Raw genomic sequence first — 16,906 nt, forward strand, 5'->3', positions numbered from 1 at the left:
CAAAGGAGAGTTTTTATGTTCCTGATTGAAGAAGAATTAAAAAAGCTGCCCGGTAAGCCTGGTGTCTACATTATGCATGGGGAAAAAGATGAGATCATTTATGTGGGAAAGGCGGTCAGTCTGAAGAACCGTGTTCGTCAGTATTTCCAGAGCAGCCGCAATAAAGGCGCAAAGATTGAGCAGATGGTCACTCACATTACCAGATTTGAGTATATTGTCACCGATTCTGAATTGGAGGCGCTGGTACTGGAGTGCAACCTGATCAAGGAGCACCGCCCGAAATATAACACCATGTTGAAGGATGATAAGACATATCCATTCATTAAAGTGACGGTAAACGAGCCCTATCCCAGAGTCCTTTTTTCCCGCACCATGAAAAAGGACAAGGCGAAATATTTCGGACCCTATACCAGCTCCACAGCTGTGAAAGACGTGATCGAGCTGGTCCGCAAGATTTATATGGTGCGCTCCTGCAACCGTAATCTGCCCCGTGACTGCGGCAAAGACCGTCCATGTCTGTATTATCATATGAAGCAGTGCACGGCCCCCTGCCAGGGAAATGTAAGTGAGGAAGCGTATAAGCAGAACATTGGACAGGTACTTCATTTCCTCAATGGAAATTACAAGGAGACCATCGATCAGCTGACGGAGAAAATGATGACTGCTTCAGAGGATATGCGTTTTGAGGATGCTGCAGGATATCGTGATTTAATTAACAGTATCAGGCGGATCGGAGAACGACAGAAGATAACTACCTATGGGGAAGAGGATAGGGATATTATTGCAGTTGCCATGGATGAAAGTGAAGATCTCCGGGAGCAGGATGCAGTTGTGCAGGTGTTTTTTATGCGTGGCGGCAGGCTGATCGGCAGAGATCACTTTTTTCTCCGTGTGGCAAGAGGCGATACCAAAGCACAGGTTTTGTCAAGCTTTCTGAAGCAGTTTTATGCAGGAACGCCTTTTATTCCGGCGGAAATCATGATGCAGACGGAGATAGAAGATGGGGAAATCATTGAAGACTGGCTGACGGCAAGGCGTAAACAGCGTGTTCACATCCGTGTACCGAAAAAGGGAACAAAGGAGAAGCTGGTGGAGCTTGCCAAGGAAAACGCCTGGATGGTCCTTTCCAAAGACAGAGAACGGATCAAGCGTGAAGAAGGACGTACGATCGGCGCGGTGAAGGAGATTGAGGACTGGCTGGGGCTTAAGGATATTGTGCGTATGGAGGCCTACGATATATCCAATATCAGTGGGTTTGAGTCCGTTGGTTCCATGGTGGTTTACGAAAAGGGCAAGCCGAAGCGAAGCGATTATCGAAAATTCAAGATCAAATGGGTGCAGGGACCTAACGATTACGCCAGCATGGAAGAGGTGCTTACAAGGCGTTTTACCCATGAATCCAAGGGCGAATACGACAGCTTTTCCATTCTTCCGGATCTGATCCTTATGGATGGCGGACGTGGCCAGGTAAACATTGCACGGAAGGTTCTTGGAGAGCTTGGAATTGATATTCCGGTATGTGGTATGGTAAAGGATGACAACCACCGAACCAGAGGGGTGTATTTCAATAATGTTGAAATTCCCATTGATACTTCTGGTGAGGGTTTCCATCTGGTAACCAGGATCCAGGATGAGGCTCACCGTTTTGCCATTGAGTATCACCGCTCCCTTAGAAGCAAAGAACAGGTACATTCCGTTCTGGATGATATTCCGGGAATTGGCGAGACCAGGCGAAAGGCTCTTATGAGAAGATTCCGGTCTGTTGAGAATATCCGGGATGCTTCTGTGGAAGAATTAAGTCAGACAGAGTCTATGAATGTACAGAGCGCGGAGGCTGTCTATCAGTTTTTTCATAGAGCGCCAAATCATACGAATGCATGATTTCTGTGCATCGCGAAGCGTGTTACTGTGAATAGAGCGAACAGTAACAGTTTTAACAAGATTCGACATTGAAGTTACAGAAAAAATTGTGTATAATACAGATAAGTGTGGATTTTTGGCAATGTATATAATTTCTATGTGCAGTGCAAAGAAACCTGCACAGACTGCATAACAGTTTTCACCTATTATGAGGAATCTTGTAACTGCAGGGAACTGCTTATGCGGGAAGGACTTCATTAGAGAAAAAGGAGATAAAAGCATGAAGGGTGTACAGCTTACCAAGCTGGCGCAGGAACTGAATCTGACCAACCTGACGCCTGATATTGACCTTACAGAGATTTATGTGAAGACAGCAGAAATAAATCGTCCGGCTTTGCAGCTTACAGGATATCTGGAGCATTTTGCAAACGAGCGTGTTCAGATCATCGGATATGTAGAGTATACTTATCTGATGCAGTTAAGCGATGAGGAGCGCACATTCAAGTACGAGCGTTTTATCTCCAGCAAGATCCCATGTGTCATCTTCAGCACCATGACAAGACCGTCACAGGATATGATCGATCTTGCATACAAATATAATGTACCTACATTTGTGACAGAGAGAACTACGTCCAGTCTGATGGCAGAGATCATCCGTTGGCTTGGCGTCCAGCTGGCTCCCTGTATTTCCATTCACGGTGTGCTTGTGGATGTTTATGGCGAGGGTGTCCTGATCACAGGCGAGAGTGGTATTGGCAAGAGCGAGGCGGCTCTTGAGCTGATCAAGCGTGGTCACCGTCTTGTCAGTGATGACGTTGTTGAGCTTCGCAAGGTGAGTGATGTCACTTTAGTTGGTTCCGCACCGGATATTACACGTCACTTTATTGAGCTTCGTGGTATTGGTATTATTGATGTGAAGACCCTGTTTGGTGTTGAGAGTGTTAAGGATACCCAGTCTGTGGATCTTGTTATCAAGCTGGAAGAGTGGGACCGCGACAAGGAGTACGACCGTCTGGGACTTCATGAGGAGTATACGGAGTATCTTGGAAACAAGATCGTATGCCATTCCCTTCCGATTCGTCCGGGACGTAATCTGGCTGTTATCGTTGAGTCTGCAGCCGTTAACCACAGACAGAAGAAGATGGGCTACAATGCAGCTGAGGAGCTGTACAAGCGTGTTCAGGCGAACATTGCCAAAAAAAGAGAAGAATAAAAATCAGAGTGTGCAGATTGCGGGAATACTTTTTTAATAGGCTTTAAGGCACAGTAATGCATAGAACGGTAATGCATAGAACAGTAATGCATAGAATAGTAATTCATAGATCAGAAAGGATGGAAATTTACAATGGGTATGTATTGTTTTGGTATTGACGTAGGAGGAACTTCTGTAAAATGCGGTCTGTTTCTTACGAATGGAACTTTGGTTGAGCAGTGGGAGATTCCAACAAGACTGGAGAATAACGGTTCTTCAATCCTGCCGGATGTTGCAGATGCAATCAAGACGAAGCTGGATGAGAGAGGAATCACAAAGGATAATGTAGACGGTGTTGGAATCGGCATTCCAGGACCTGTTAATGAGAATGGTGAAGTTCCTATGGCAGTTAATCTGCACTGGGGTTTTAAGGCCGTAGCAAGCGAATTAAGCGCACTTACAGGCCTTCCGGCAAAGGCAGCCAATGATGCCAATATCGCAGCTCTTGGAGAGGCATGGAAGGGTGCTGCAGAGGGGGCCAAGAACGTGATCCTGGTTACACTTGGAACTGGTGTTGGCGGCGGTATCATCATCGACAGCAAGATCATCGCAGGTTATCACGGTGCCGGTGGAGAGATTGGACATGCATGTGTCAATCACAATGAAGTTCGCCCATGTAACTGCGGTAATCACGGATGTCTGGAGCAGTATGCATCTGCAACCGGAATTGTACGTGTGGCAAATGACATTCTGGAGGAGAGCAAGGAGGACAGCAAGATGCGTCATGTAGAGAAGCTTTCTGCTAAGAATGTTCTTGACTTCTACAAGGAGGGCGATGCTCTGGCTGTTAAGACTATGGAGAAGGTTGGCGATATTCTGGGAAGCACACTTGCCGTGTTTGCATGTGTAACAGACCCGGAGGCAATTGTAATTGGCGGCGGTGTATCCAAAGCAGGCAAACCTCTTACAGACTGTATCCAGAAGTACTATCAGAAATATGCATTCCCATCCTGTAAGAGTACTCCGATCATTCTTGCAAGCCTTGGAAATGATGCCGGTATCTATGGCGCAGCCCGTATGGTGATCAAAGACTGATTTCAGATCATCCAGAGAATTTCATAATACATAAAATCAGGAAACGCCTTGTGCAGAGGATTGCTGAATCCAGCAGACTCTGTGCAAGGCGTTTCTTTGTATATATAGTTTATCGCTTCCGGCATTGAATAGCTATTATTTTGGCAGAAAAAAACTGCAGCTTTCCGGAAACGAAAACTGCAGTTCTCTAATTGTTTATTACTGGTTGTCAGCTGAAAGCTTTTTAGTAATAATAAATATCATCATTACCAGAATCTCCGCCGCTTTCATCTGGATACTGGATATCACCGCCGCCGGTACCGTCACCGCCAGTACCGTCACCACCAGTACCATCGCCGCCAGTGCCGTCACCGCCACTGCCATCTGTATTGTCTGTGCCGTCCGGATTTTCCGGATCTGGAGTCGGAGTGGCATTTTCATCGTAGATTTCCATATCCTCATCCTGACTCTCGTCATATTCGTAGAAATGCTGGTCACAGTACTCTGTAGGCATGGTTCCTACATCAAAGTACTCCTCTGTAACCGGGCAGCCAACTCTCGGAAGAAGTCCTGTATCAGCACAGATACTGATCTGTTCAATACCATCCGGAACTTCGAAATCTTTGTATTCCATTCCCTGATGGATCCGGTTCATGACCTTACGCCATAATGTCTTGTGGAAATTACGTGCATCACCTTCTGGTATCTTCTGGTTGCCGTCGTAACCGGACCATACTGCACATGTGTAATATGGTGTATATCCTACGAACCAGAGGTCATTGTATGCATCTGTAGTACCTGTCTTACCTGCAACTGCCATATTGTCAAGCTGGCAGGCTGTACCGGTACCATTCTGAACTACATCCTCAAGGGCGCTTGTAAGAAGATAAGCAGTTGTTTCCTTAATGACGGAGCGTCCTACAGAGTTGTTCTCAATCAATACGTTTCCGTTGTGATCAAGAATCTTGGTGTAGTAAACCGGTTTGATATAATTACCGCCGTTCGCAATGGCTGCGTATGCGGCACAAAGCTCTACGTTCTTAACACCGTAGGTCAGACCGCCAAGTGCTGTAGGCAGGTTGGCATCTGTATAAACATTGCCATTGGCATCGGTATCCGCTTCTGTACCATGTGCCAGTGTGGTAAATCCAAAGTTGTCCAGGTATTTCAGGCCAAGCTCAGGGGTTACATCCTCAAAACACTGAACGGCAACGGTATTGACAGAATTACGGATCGCTGTACGGATCGTAGTGGTACCATTAAAGCTGCCGCTTGCATTATTGACTGGTGCACCGTTGTCATAGGTGATTGGCTGGTCTTCGTAAGTGGTAGCCAGTGTCATGCCTTTCTCATTAAGGGCCGCAGCATAGGTGGATACGATCTTAAATGTAGAACCTGGCTGACGGGTACTGTCTGTAGCACGGTTCAGGGTAAGGCTGGCAGTCTTGGTTCCACGTCCGCCAATGATCGCCTTCACATATCCGGTATGCTGGTCGATAATCGTCATTGCTGACTGAGGCTGGGGGGCAAAGCTTACACGCTCTGCAACAACCGTGCTTCCGTCTGCAAGAATATTCGCTTTATAACGGTCTACATAAGTCTGTCCCTCGTCCTGGGAATCAAACAAAAGATCAAAAGACGGATCCTCATTCTGGAAGTAAAGCTTCATCATTTCCTTGCTGTAGTTTACTTCCTGGCCATCCGGCTGTTTCACGGTAAGGGCATAATCAAGTGCGTACTGTACGTAATCCGGATAGTTGGATGGATCGGAATATTCCTCATCCACAATGTTCTGAATGTCCGGATCCTGGGTAGTCATGATCTTCAGACCACCGCTATACAGAAGGTTCTGTGCCTGTGTCTTGGTGTATCCCTTGATATTCATCAGATCATTGATAACCTGCTTGGTAAGCTCGTCCTCAAAGTAAGAGTATGTCTTGCTGGAAGACTGTGTATTAGAAGCCTGTGCCTCCTGAATGCGGGTGTAAACGTCATCATTAATAGCATCGTCATACTGCTCCTGAGTGATGTAACCCTGATCCAGCATATGGTCAAGAACCTCTTTACGTCTCTTTGCATTTTCCTTGGGATTTTCGATTGGGTTGTATTTGGTAGGAGCCTGGGTGATACCTGCCAGAGTTGCACACTCGGAAAGATTCAGATCCCACACATCTTTATTAAAGTACTGACGGGCAGCAGCCTGTACACCGTATGCGCCTGCACCAAGGTTGATGGTATTTAGGTAATTCTCAAGGATCACGTTCTTGTCGCCGATCTTTTTCTCAATCTCAACGGCAAGGAACTGCTCCTGAAGCTTACGTGTAAATCGCTCCACCTGTGTAGACTCGTTGGTCCAGTTGGTGAAAACGTTGTTCTTCAGAAGCTGCTGGGTAATGGTACTTGCACCCTCGGAAAAGCTTCCGGTAGTAAGTGCTTTCACACCAGCACGAAGAATACCTCTTACATCAATTCCATTATGCTCATAAAAACGCTCATCCTCGATAGCCACTACTGCATGCTGCAGATCCTCCGGAATCTGGTCAATGGAAACCGGAAGTCGGTTGGCATTAGGTGCTGCCAGCTTACGAATCTGATTACCATTGCAGTCATAGAGGAAAGTGGCATAACCAAGAGGCATGATATCCACTTCATTTACGTCCGGCGTATTTGCAAGTATTCCACGAATGGAACCAATTCCAAGACTGGACACTGCAACGCACAGGGCGATCAGGCCGATGAAAAGGACTCTGATAAACGAAACATGTGCCCTTTTTCCCATCATGGACGAGCGGGAAATAAGAGAATTCCGTTTCTTAGAGGCCGATTTTTTTCCGTAGTTCATGATAAACCTCCTTTATAATCCGTTCTATTATATCAAATCCAGGTTCGTAAATAAACCCTAAAATCGAATATTTCTGTGAACTTTGTTCACAAAAAACACCTCGCGGAACGGTATCAGTGAATAGTAAGGTGAACAGCATCCTTTTACAAGACTGGAAAGAAAAGCCAATTCATGTTACACTATAGCAAATGAGGAAGAACAAGCTGTTATCTTTATTTTATTATGAGTTTTTGGAGGTTTCCGTATGCTGGAAAAATATAAGACCATCTATGCAGGAGGCGAGGGGGAGATTACGGAGAAGAAATCCCGGTTTATTGCGACGGTGCGCCTGGTGGAAAAAGAGGAGGACGCTCTTGCTTTCATAGAGGAAATGAAGAAGAAATACTGGGATGCCAGACATAATTGCTATGCTTATTCTATTGGAGAACATCGGGAGTTTACAAGGTGCAGCGATGACGGGGAGCCGTCAGGAACTGCAGGACGGCCTATGCTGGATGTGATACTGGGGGAAGATATTTATAATGTGGCGGTAGTTGTGACCAGATATTTTGGCGGCGTGCTCCTTGGTACCGGCGGACTTGTGCGTGCCTATTCCGGAGCAGTGCAGGCTGGTCTGGGGGAGAGTACGGTGATAGAGAAGCACCATGGGATTTCACTGGCACTGACTGCAGATTACACAGCTATCGGCAAGCTGCAGTATATTGCAGCAGAGAATCAGCTTCCGGTCCTTGACACGGAGTACACAGACAAGGTGATCATGCATCTTCTTGTGCCAAATGACCAGATTGGAAGAATCCAGAAGGTGATCACAGAAGCCACCAGCGGACGTATAAAGATGGAGAAAGAGAAGGAGCTTTATTTCGCAGATGTGGAAGGCGAAATAAAGGTGTTTGACCATTAAAAGAGAACAAAAACCCCTGCATCTGTGAAAATAAACATTCCACAGATGCAGGGGATAAAGTTCTTTTGAAAGCTTTTTAAACATGCTCTGGATCAGTCTGTCTGCAGAGCATGAAGGATCAGCATTTCTCTGGCTCTGGATAATCTACGCCGAAGGTGTCTACTGTCATGGATTTGATCTTCTGTTCGTCAAGTGGTCTGTCGCTGTAGTCAGTGTCGGTCTCAGCAATCTGGTTTACCACATCCATGCCCTCGGTCACTTTACCAAAAGCAGCGTAAGCACCATCAAGGTGTGGAGCATTTTTGTGCATGATGAAGAACTGGCTTCCTGCTGAATCCGGATGCATGGCTCTTGCCATGGAAAGAACGCCCTCGGTATGTTTTAACTCATTCTTCACACCGTTCTGAGCAAATTCACCCTTGATGCTGTATCCAGGACCGCCCATTCCGGTTCCGTCCGGGCAGCCGCCCTGGATCATGAAGCCGTTGATAACACGGTGGAAAATAAGTCCGTCATAAAATCCCTTTTTAACAAGGCTGATAAAGTTATTTACAGTATTTGGTGCAATCTCCGGATATAACTCTGCTTTGATCACATCTCCGTTATCCATAGTAATGGTAACAACTGGATTTGCCATAGTTTGATCTCCTTTTTCAAAAAGTATTGTATTTCGTTATTCGTTCTATTATAATATGCAAAGAGCAATTCTGCAAGTAAAAAGGAGTTGTAAAGTTATGATAAAAGAAACATTCAGCCCAGAAGAGACCTTCGCTTTCGGCAAATGGATCGGGGAAAATGCTCTTCCCGGGCAGATATATACACTGGTAGGAGATCTTGGGGTAGGTAAGACTGTTTTTACCCAGGGAGTGGCAGAGGGACTGGGGATCACAGAGCCTGTAAACAGTCCGACTTTTACCATTATTCAGGAATATGAAAGCGGCCGTATGCCATTTTACCACTTTGATGTGTACCGGATCGGGGACATTGAGGAGATGGAAGAGATCGGCTATGATGACTATTTCTACGGAAATGGAATCTGTCTCATTGAGTGGGCCAATCTGATTGAAGAAATCCTGCCAGAGCAGATCATTGAGATTACCATTGAGAAAAATCTGGAAAAAGGGTTCGATTATCGTAAGATCACAGTAACCGGATTACCAGAATAGATTAAGTGGCAGAAAAATTAGAAAATCTCCAAAAGTGGGGAGAGTAAGGAGAAAAAATGAAGATTTTAGGTCTTGACAGCTCAGGAATCGTCGCTTCTGTTGCAATAGTGGAGGACGAGAACCTGATTGCGGAATATACAGTTAATTATAAAAAGACACATTCCCAGACACTTCTTCCTATGCTGGACGAGCTGGTGAAGATGACAGAGCTGGATCTGGATACCATTGATGCCATTGCAGTGGCAGCCGGACCAGGCTCTTTTACAGGACTTCGTATCGGTTCTGCTACAGCCAAGGGACTTGGTCTTGCGTTGAAAAAGCCTCTGGTGGAAATTCCCACTGTGGATGCACTGGCATATAATTTGTATGATTCCAGAGCATTGATCTGTCCGATTATGGATGCAAGAAGAAGTCAGGTTTATACAGGAATTTACCGCTTTCAGGAGCATAAGCTGGTAACGGTAGAAGCTCAGATGGCAGTTCCAATGGCTGAGATGATTGAGAAATTGAATGCGAGAGGGGAAGAGGTAGTATTCCTTGGCGATGGCGTGCCTGTCTTTGGAAAAATGATCCAGGAGAACCTGAAGGTTCCATATTCTTTTGCACCTGCCCATGTGAATAAGCAAAGAGCAGCTGCAGTGGCAGCCCTTGGCGGGATTTATGTGAAAGAGGGCAAAATAGTGACTGCTATGGAGCATGTTCCAGAATACCTGAGAGTTTCCCAGGCAGAGCGTGAGCGCGCCCAGAAGCTGCAGGAAGAGAAAGCTTCTGAAAAAAACAGCTGAGAAGAAAAGGAGAAGTCAGAGTATGATTCTTCGTGAAATGCTGGTAGATGACCTGGATCAGGTCATGAAGATTGAAAACGAATTATTTTCCCCGCCATGGACGAAAGAGGGATTTTTTACTTATCTGACCCGCAAGGATGCCATGTTCCTTGTAGTGGAAGAGAAAGGAGAAATCCTGGCTTACTGTGGCCTGATCATGGTTTTGGATGAAGGCGACATTACCAATGTTGCAGTGCGCCCGGACAGGCAGAAAGAGGGGATTGGGCATTTCCTTATGGACAGTCTGATCCGGCTTGCCGAACAGCAGGGAGTTACCACGATCCATCTTGAGGTTCGTACAGGCAACGGGACTGCCATCCGTCTTTATGAAAGAATGGGATTTACAAAAGACGGGATCCGCAAGAAATATTATACGGATCCCGTGGAAGATGCTCTGCTTATGACTAGGCATCCGCGTGGATAAGTGAGAACCTCTCATTCTCGCAAAATGTGACGCACATCTTGCAGAAAGCCTTTTTCAAACATGCTTCAGTCATGGTCTATCGCATGATTTTATGCCTGAGCCCATACGCTGTATTGTAGAAAATCAAAAGCACAAATGCCACAAGGCTGAGTGCAGCCCCAAGTGACTTACCGGGCGCATGGAATTCAATCTGGATTTCATGCGCCCCTTTTGGTAACGGAAAACCAAGAAACGCCTTGTTAACCTGTACCGGTGCAGCTTCTTTCCCATCCACACAAACAATGTATCCTTTGGAGAACGTATAGGAGGTTACGAAATATCCATCTTTCGGCATATCAATACTACCGTTTAGAATCTCTTTCCCGGAAACTTCTTTTTCCTGAAAAGTTACCAGCCCCGGATGGGAAAGCAGGCTTAATGGAAGGGTGTAGGCTTTTATATTTGTGAGCTTATATTCTCCTCTGGAAAACATAATATCCAGAGCATCCATATCCTCATTAGAAGAAATCATATAATAAAAGGTATCATTATTGTTGGGATAAGGAGCCTCAGAGCCGGAAAGACGGTTTCGGATGCCGTTTATGGTAATGGACATATCCTTTTCCCCATTGTATTTTACGTCAAAAGAGAGCAGCAGAATAGTGGATGCCGGCAGTGTTTCCGGCAGTTCCCGGCGGACGGTTTCATCTTTTTTTGAAGTCTTGTGATCAAGAAAATCGGCAGGCAGGGAATATTCCTTCATTTGAGAAGCGTATGGCAAAAAAGCGGCAGAAAGATCACTGGCATTCTCTGAATTGTCAGGAGAATCCGGCACAATTGTGCGGTTGGTAATGGTATCCAGTGTCTGTGGAGAAGAAAGCTTATCATATTCACTTTCTGTCATCAGAGCCGTACTTCCATAAGCAATAGGCAGCACATTGCTGTTTTCTGCCAGTATATGCCCGTCTTTTTCCAGAAGGGTCTTGTAGCCCGCTGGAACTTTATCTGCTTTTGTCTGAATATACCGGACGCCCATCAGATATTCCTGAAAAGGATTTACATCAGCTGTCATGGCAACACGGTTGCGGATGCTGATGGGCATTTGCAGGATATCGTACACCAATGTATTGTAAGTGCTGTTGGAAATAGAAGAATACAAGGTACTTTTATTCTGCTCCCCGGTGATCACATAGTTTGAATTGTTGGATGGGTGCTCGATTACATCGAACCGTGCCTGAGGATTTTCACAGCACGCCTCCAGATCCTCCCTGGAAAAATAGTCTCTGGACTCGTCTGCAATTGTGGCGTAATGCTCTTCCTGTCCTTTTGTCAGATAAAGCATAGAAGGAATCGCAAGCAAAAGCACAAGTTCTCCAAGATTTATCCACCAGCAGCTGACTGGTATCGTGATTTCTTTTTCCTCCAGAAAAACGCCAAGGGAAGCACAGACAAGAAGCAGCACAAGATCAGCTGTGACCAGGTGCCGGATCTGCTGATTATGTAAAAGGAAAATAAGCTGTACGATAACCGGAATTGCACAAAGCAAAGCCAGTGGCAGACTGTGGCGTATTTTTTTCAGCCTGAGGCCTTCAAGAGCCTGTGCAGCCAGGTAAAGAATCAAAGGCAGAAATGGGATCAGGCATTTGGGCCTTACATATAAAGTGGCATTTAAAATCCAGTAAAAAATGTCAAAAAACAGCAGTACAAAAACAGCAATTGCCAGCTTTCTGGTTTTCTTTTCACGTATGCACAGAAACAGTGCATACAGACAAAAAAGAGTGAGTCCGCAGCCGTAAGGACTGTATAGGATGCTGTCCAGTGTGGGGTTCACTCCCAGGATTTTTAACAGGGAAGTGGAATCACCGGTATCCTTTTTATTTCCAAGGATGGAAAGACCGGTGGGAAGCAGGAGAAAGAGATTCATGGATACGGCAAAAGACACGTCCACAATATAGTTCCACCATATTTTGCATTTTCGTTTTTTCTGCATTCTGGCGGGTACATTTTTCAGATGCTCCGGCAGCAGATGGCTGATATAAAGGATGCATGCCAGAAAGCAGGATGGGAAAAAGTAAAAGCTATGCAAAATGCAGAAAAACAGGGAAAGGATCAGTCCGATATGGGGACGGATGTGGTACACGTCCTGTTCCTGGTGCTCAAAAATCCGGTCCAGGCAGAGGAAAGCCAGTAAAAGAAATGGCAGATAATTCACAAACATGATCTGTCTGTGCGCCTGGAAAAAGCAGTTTGCGCTAAGATAAAAAAAGCCGCATGCAAAGCTGGTAAAATCCGAAAAACCCTTCCTGTGCAGCCAGTAATAAAGAAGTCCGCCTCCAAGCAGGATTTCAAATATTGCATATCCCTGAATAAACCATTCCATTTCCACATGGGGAAAAAGATAGGAAATCAGTACATCCGGGCGCATAAATCCGTAGTAGGAGAGGGAAAAGAAATTGGTTCCGCCTCCAAGTCCGGTGAAGTCCGGAAACAGGCTTCCTGTTGCATAAAAATTTTTTCTCATATAATCAGCAATGGTTACATGCTGGGAATACCAGTCTGTCTCGGAGCCAAACCAGGAACCGGAAGGTATCAGAAGTAAGATGAGAATGCTGCCAGCTGTCAGAAGAAGCAGCAGAGTAATGGCGTTTCGCCAGGTGAATTTTTGAGGCTTGCTGCAGAAAATCATAATAATTCCTTTCTGTTGCTGAGCTTAAAACAGCAACAAATGTTAAGTTCAAATTATAAAAACACATTGTAAGCTGTTTGTCAAGCGGCTTCATTTTAATTATTTCTGAATGATTTTCCATATTGGGAAGACCTGACTCTTGTTTTAGGAAACTGCTTGTGTTAAACTTTCCTAGAGCATGTTTGAAAAATCATTTCCGCAATCTGCACGCCCCACTTTGCGGTAGATTTCACCCGAATTCGGTTGCCGTAGCCCACTACGGCGCCCTCATCCGGGCAAAATCTTCCACAAATTGTGACGCACATCTTGCAGAAAGCATTTTTCAAGCCTGCTCTGGAGCATGTTTGAATAATGTTGTTATAAGTTTGCTTCGGAAGGCATTTGGAAAACACGTTTTGGGAGAATAAAGAAAAGAGGATATTTTAATATATGTTAGATGTTTGTCTGCTGGGAACCGGAGGTATGATGCCACTTCCAAGAAGATGGCTCACTGCTCTGATGACCCGGTATAACGGCCACAGTCTTCTTATTGACTGCGGCGAAGGAACTCAGGTGGCAATTAAGGAAAAAGGATGGAGCTTTAAGCCTGTTGACGTGATCTGTTTTACCCATTATCACGGAGATCACATCAGCGGACTTCCTGGACTTCTTCTTACAATGGGAAATGCAGAGCGCACCGAACCGCTTACCTTGATTGGTCCGAAAGGTCTTGAGAGGGTAGTAAACGCACTTCGCGTGATCGCACCGGAGCTTCCTTTTGAACTGAAGTTTATCGAGATTAACGGACCTGAACAGGTATTTGAGATTAATGGTTACAGGATCACGGCTTTTAAGGTAAACCACAATGTACTTTGTTATGGATATTCACTGGAGATACTCCGTCAGGGGAAATTTTCCCCGGAGCGTGCCCGTGAGCAGGGAATCCCATTGAAATACTGGAATCCTCTGCAGAAAGGCCAGACTATTGAAGCCGATGATGTGACATATACTCCGGATATGGTTCTAGGACCTGCGAGAAAGGGACTGAAGGTTACTTACACTACAGATACCAGACCCACCGAGTCAATTTTGAAAAATGCGTCTGGCTCAGACCTTTTTATCTGCGAAGGGATGTACGGCGAGGATGACAAGCTGGAGAAGGCAAAAGGCTATAAGCACATGACATTCCGTGAAGCTGCTACTCTGGCGAAGCAGGCTGATGTAGGGGAAATGTGGCTGACTCATTACAGTCCGTCTCTGATCCGTCCAGATGAATATATGGACATGGTGCGGGATATTTTCCCAAAAGCTTATCCAGGCAAAGACGGAAAAACAATGGAAATGAATTTCGAAGAGGATTAAAAAATGAAAGATACATTCATTCTTGCAATAGAAAGTTCCTGTGATGAAACTGCAGCTTCTGTAGTAAAAAACGGCAGGACTATATTATCAAATGTGATTTCTTCCCAGATTGCGCTTCACACTCTGTATGGAGGTGTTGTGCCGGAAATCGCTTCACGTAAACATATTGAGAAGATCAATCAGGTGATCGAAGAGGCACTTTCCGAGGCGAATGTGACTCTGGATGATCTGGATGCAATTGGCGTTACTTATGGTCCTGGACTGGTAGGTGCTCTTCTTGTGGGCGTAGCTGAGGCGAAGGCCATTGCATATGCGAAAAAGCTTCCTCTTGTTGGAGTGCATCATATAGAAGGACATGTTTCTGCCAACTATATTGAACATCCGGATCTGGAACCGCCGTTCCTTTGTCTGATCGTGTCCGGCGGACACACACATCTTGTAATCGTAAAAGACTATGGAGAATTTGAAATCCTGGGACGCACCAGAGATGATGCTGCGGGAGAAGCTTTTGATAAAGTTGCCCGTGCAATCGGATTGGGGTATCCAGGTGGACCAAAGGTAGATAAATTGGCAAGAGAGGGAAATCCGGACGCCATTGTTTTCCCGAAAGGAAAATTAGGAGACTGTCCTTATGATTTTAGCTTCAGTGGCGTGAAATCTGCTGTATTGAACTATATTAACAATGCCCAGATGAAGGGCGAAGAGATCAATCGTGCCGACCTTGCGGCTTCTTTCCAGAAGTCTGTGGTAGACGTACTTGTGGAGCACACAATGCTTGCTGCCAAAGATTATCACATGGATAAGATTGCTATTGCAGGCGGAGTTGCGTCCAACGGAGCTTTGAGAGAAGCTATGACTAAGGCTTGTGAAAAGAGGGGCTATAAGTTCTATCGTCCGTCACCTATTTTTTGTACAGACAATGCGGCGATGATCGGCGTGGCAGCTTATTACGAATATATCAAAGGAACACGCCATGGATGGGACTTAAATGCAGTTCCTAACCTGAAACTGGGAGAGAGATAATGGAGCAGGGCAGATGTACGGCAATCGTTCTGGCGGCAGGCCAGGGCAAAAGAATGCATAGCAAAATACAGAAGCAGTTTCTGGAAATAGGAGGGAAGCCGGTTCTGTATTATTCCCTGCATTGTTTTCAGGAGAGTCCGCTGATCCAGGATATTATTCTGGTGACGGGGGAAGAGATGATTTCTTACTGTGAGCAGGAAATTGTAAAAAAATATGGCTTTTCCAAGGTGCGCAAGGTGACAGCAGGAGGAAAAGAGCGTTATGATTCTGTGTATGCAGGACTATTATGCTGTCAGGATACAGATTACGTGTACATTCATGACGGTGCAAGACCATTTATCACAGAAGAGATGGTTCAAAGAGGATATGAGGCCGTGAAGCGAACCAATGCGTGTGTAATGGGCATGCCCTCCAAGGACACTGTGAAACTGGCAGACTCGTCAGGCTATATTAAAGAGACTCCAGATCGTAAAATTGTATGGAATATTCAGACTCCTCAGATATTTTCATATGATCTGATTCGCGGAGCTTATGAAAGCATACGCAAAAAGGACATGACAGGGGTAACAGATGATGCAATGGTAGTGGAGCAGGAGACTGGAACCAAGATCCTTCTTGTGGAGGGATCCTACCAGAATATCAAGATCACTACACCAGAAGATCTGGCGATTGCAGAGGCTTTTTTGAGATATTGAATGAATTTTTGAAAAAAATAAAAAATCTTGTTGACACAAAAAGGTTTTAATGATAGAATACGTTTTGCACTGACAGAGACAACCTCTTGAGTGAAGGACAACTCCTGATGTGCAAAGCGTTTTTGGTTTGATTATTATATATGGAGAGATATCGAAGTGGTCATAACGAGGCGGTCTTGAAAACCGTTTGTCCGCAAGGGCGCGTGGGTTCGAATCCCACTCTCTCCGCTTGTTAAACACTTAAAAAAATAAAATTAAAAAGTGCTTGACAAATAAAGAAACATCAGTTATACTAAACAAGCTGTCGCAAGAGAGCGAACGATTTAATGAAGAACTTACTTAGTAAGTAGGGCAATTTGGAGAAGTACCCAAGCTGGCCGAAGGGGCTCCCCTGGAAAGGGAGTAGGTCGTTAATAGCGGCGCGAGGGTTCAAATCCCTCCTTCTCCGTTTTGAATTTCTCAATCAAAAGAAGTTCAAAAAAGTTGTTGACAAACACTTGAACATGTGATAATATGAACAAGCTGTTTTGAAAACAACAGCGAAACAACCTTGATAACTAAACAGTGAAACACATACGATTCTCGAAAATTCTTAACGAATCATCATTCAAAAGAATGAACTTTTTATAACAGTAATGACGAGAGATAACTAAGCTAGTTGGTTGTCTTGAGTGAATCAAACATTTTATCAGAGAGTTTGATCCTGGCTCAGGATGAACGCTGGCGGCGTGCTTAACACATGCAAGTCGAACGGGAAATACTTTATTGAAACTTCGGTCGATTTAATTTATTTCTAGTGGCGGACGGGTGAGTAACGCGTGGGTAACCTGCCTTATACTGGGGGATAACAGCCAGAAATGACTGCTAATACCGCATAAGCGCACAGAACCGCATGGTTC

At 45.2% G+C, this 16,906-nt stretch carries 14 protein-coding genes, 2 tRNA genes, 1 rRNA gene and 1 pseudogene; 14 read left to right on the top strand and 4 right to left on the bottom strand.

The window, feature by feature from the left end:
• The first annotated feature begins 15 nt into the window (after positions 1 to 15).
• From uvrC to I4V84_RS12365, 3 genes are all read left to right on the top strand, one after another.
• A complete protein-coding gene (gene uvrC / locus I4V84_RS12355) occupies positions 16 to 1,881 on the top strand; it encodes an excinuclease ABC subunit UvrC (RefSeq protein WP_195992322.1) in 1,866 nt (621 codons plus the stop codon).
• 259 nt (positions 1,882 to 2,140) lie between these two features.
• Positions 2,141 to 3,073, top strand: coding sequence for an HPr(Ser) kinase/phosphatase (gene hprK, locus I4V84_RS12360; protein WP_118583906.1), 933 nt, complete (start codon positions 2,141 to 2,143; stop codon positions 3,071 to 3,073).
• A 132-nt stretch (positions 3,074 to 3,205) separates the two neighbouring features.
• Positions 3,206 to 4,147, top strand: coding sequence for an ROK family glucokinase (locus tag I4V84_RS12365; RefSeq protein ID WP_148463473.1), 942 nt, complete (start codon positions 3,206 to 3,208; stop codon positions 4,145 to 4,147).
• Positions 4,148 to 4,370: 223 nt separating this feature from the next.
• On the opposite strand, the gene I4V84_RS12370 is transcribed toward I4V84_RS12365, so the two are convergent.
• Entirely contained in the window at positions 4,371 to 6,968 is a 2,598-nt protein-coding gene (locus tag I4V84_RS12370) for a PBP1A family penicillin-binding protein (RefSeq protein WP_195992324.1), read from the bottom strand.
• A 244-nt stretch (positions 6,969 to 7,212) separates the two neighbouring features.
• On the opposite strand from I4V84_RS12370, the gene I4V84_RS12375 reads away from it, so the two are divergent.
• Entirely contained in the window at positions 7,213 to 7,869 is a 657-nt protein-coding gene (locus I4V84_RS12375; protein ID WP_195992327.1) for a YigZ family protein, read from the top strand.
• A gap of 118 nt (positions 7,870 to 7,987) precedes the next feature.
• Here the strand turns inward: I4V84_RS12375 and I4V84_RS12380 are convergent, their stop codons facing one another.
• A complete protein-coding gene (locus tag I4V84_RS12380; protein ID WP_173717322.1) occupies positions 7,988 to 8,506 on the bottom strand; it encodes a peptidylprolyl isomerase in 519 nt (172 codons plus the stop codon).
• A 97-nt stretch (positions 8,507 to 8,603) separates the two neighbouring features.
• Here I4V84_RS12380 and tsaE point away from each other — a divergent pair, with 97 nt between their 5' ends.
• Genes tsaE through rimI form a run of 3 tightly spaced genes read left to right on the top strand, consistent with a single transcriptional unit; the run spans position 8,604 to position 10,283 of the window.
• Positions 8,604 to 9,035 (top strand): tRNA (adenosine(37)-N6)-threonylcarbamoyltransferase complex ATPase subunit type 1 TsaE, encoded by a 432-nt coding sequence (tsaE, locus tag I4V84_RS12385; protein WP_195992335.1) that lies wholly within the window; start codon positions 8,604 to 8,606, stop codon positions 9,033 to 9,035.
• Positions 9,036 to 9,091: 56 nt separating this feature from the next.
• A complete protein-coding gene (gene tsaB / locus I4V84_RS12390; protein WP_195380227.1) occupies positions 9,092 to 9,820 on the top strand; it encodes a tRNA (adenosine(37)-N6)-threonylcarbamoyltransferase complex dimerization subunit type 1 TsaB in 729 nt (242 codons plus the stop codon).
• Between the two features lie 22 nt (positions 9,821 to 9,842).
• Complete coding sequence (gene rimI / locus I4V84_RS12395; protein WP_148463469.1) at positions 9,843 to 10,283, top strand: ribosomal protein S18-alanine N-acetyltransferase; 441 nt, start codon at positions 9,843 to 9,845, stop codon at positions 10,281 to 10,283.
• A 76-nt stretch (positions 10,284 to 10,359) separates the two neighbouring features.
• Here the strand turns inward: rimI and I4V84_RS12400 are convergent, their stop codons facing one another.
• Both I4V84_RS12400 and I4V84_RS20640 read right to left on the bottom strand, forming a co-directional pair.
• Positions 10,360 to 12,948 carry a YfhO family protein gene (locus tag I4V84_RS12400; RefSeq protein WP_195992338.1) on the bottom strand — a complete coding sequence of 863 codons (2,589 nt, stop codon included), beginning with the start codon at positions 12,946 to 12,948 and terminating at the stop codon, positions 10,360 to 10,362.
• Between the two features lie 161 nt (positions 12,949 to 13,109).
• Entirely contained in the window at positions 13,110 to 13,253 is a 144-nt protein-coding gene (locus I4V84_RS20640; RefSeq protein WP_306797114.1) for a DUF6783 domain-containing protein, read from the bottom strand.
• Here I4V84_RS20640 and I4V84_RS20645 point away from each other — a divergent pair.
• The 7 genes and pseudogenes from I4V84_RS20645 to I4V84_RS12430 all read left to right on the top strand — a co-directional run.
• A pseudogene (locus I4V84_RS20645) lies at positions 13,191 to 13,355 on the top strand (DUF6783 domain-containing protein); the annotation flags it as partial. The gene I4V84_RS20640 and the pseudogene I4V84_RS20645 sit on opposite strands and share 63 nt — an antisense overlap.
• A 22-nt stretch (positions 13,356 to 13,377) precedes the next feature.
• Positions 13,378 to 14,289 carry a ribonuclease Z gene (locus I4V84_RS12405; protein ID WP_118583890.1) on the top strand — a complete coding sequence of 304 codons (912 nt, stop codon included), beginning with the start codon at positions 13,378 to 13,380 and terminating at the stop codon, positions 14,287 to 14,289.
• A 3-nt stretch (positions 14,290 to 14,292) separates the two neighbouring features.
• Entirely contained in the window at positions 14,293 to 15,312 is a 1,020-nt protein-coding gene (gene tsaD, locus I4V84_RS12410; RefSeq protein ID WP_148463466.1) for a tRNA (adenosine(37)-N6)-threonylcarbamoyltransferase complex transferase subunit TsaD, read from the top strand.
• Positions 15,312 to 16,007, top strand: coding sequence for a 2-C-methyl-D-erythritol 4-phosphate cytidylyltransferase (gene ispD / locus I4V84_RS12415; RefSeq protein ID WP_118583886.1), 696 nt, complete (start codon positions 15,312 to 15,314; stop codon positions 16,005 to 16,007). The genes tsaD and ispD overlap by 1 nt, the downstream gene beginning before the upstream one ends.
• 142 nt (positions 16,008 to 16,149) lie before the next feature.
• A tRNA-Ser gene (locus I4V84_RS12420) sits at positions 16,150 to 16,235 on the top strand.
• A gap of 130 nt (positions 16,236 to 16,365) precedes the next feature.
• A tRNA-Ser gene (locus tag I4V84_RS12425) sits at positions 16,366 to 16,455 on the top strand.
• Between the two features lie 237 nt (positions 16,456 to 16,692).
• Positions 16,693 to 16,906: ribosomal RNA gene (locus I4V84_RS12430) — 16S ribosomal RNA — on the top strand; the annotation flags it as partial.

It is taken from the genome of Ruminococcus sp. 1001713B170207_170306_F1, assembly GCF_015668065.1.
GTDB classification, from domain to species: Bacteria; Bacillota; Clostridia; order Lachnospirales; family Lachnospiraceae; genus Blautia_A; species Blautia_A faecis.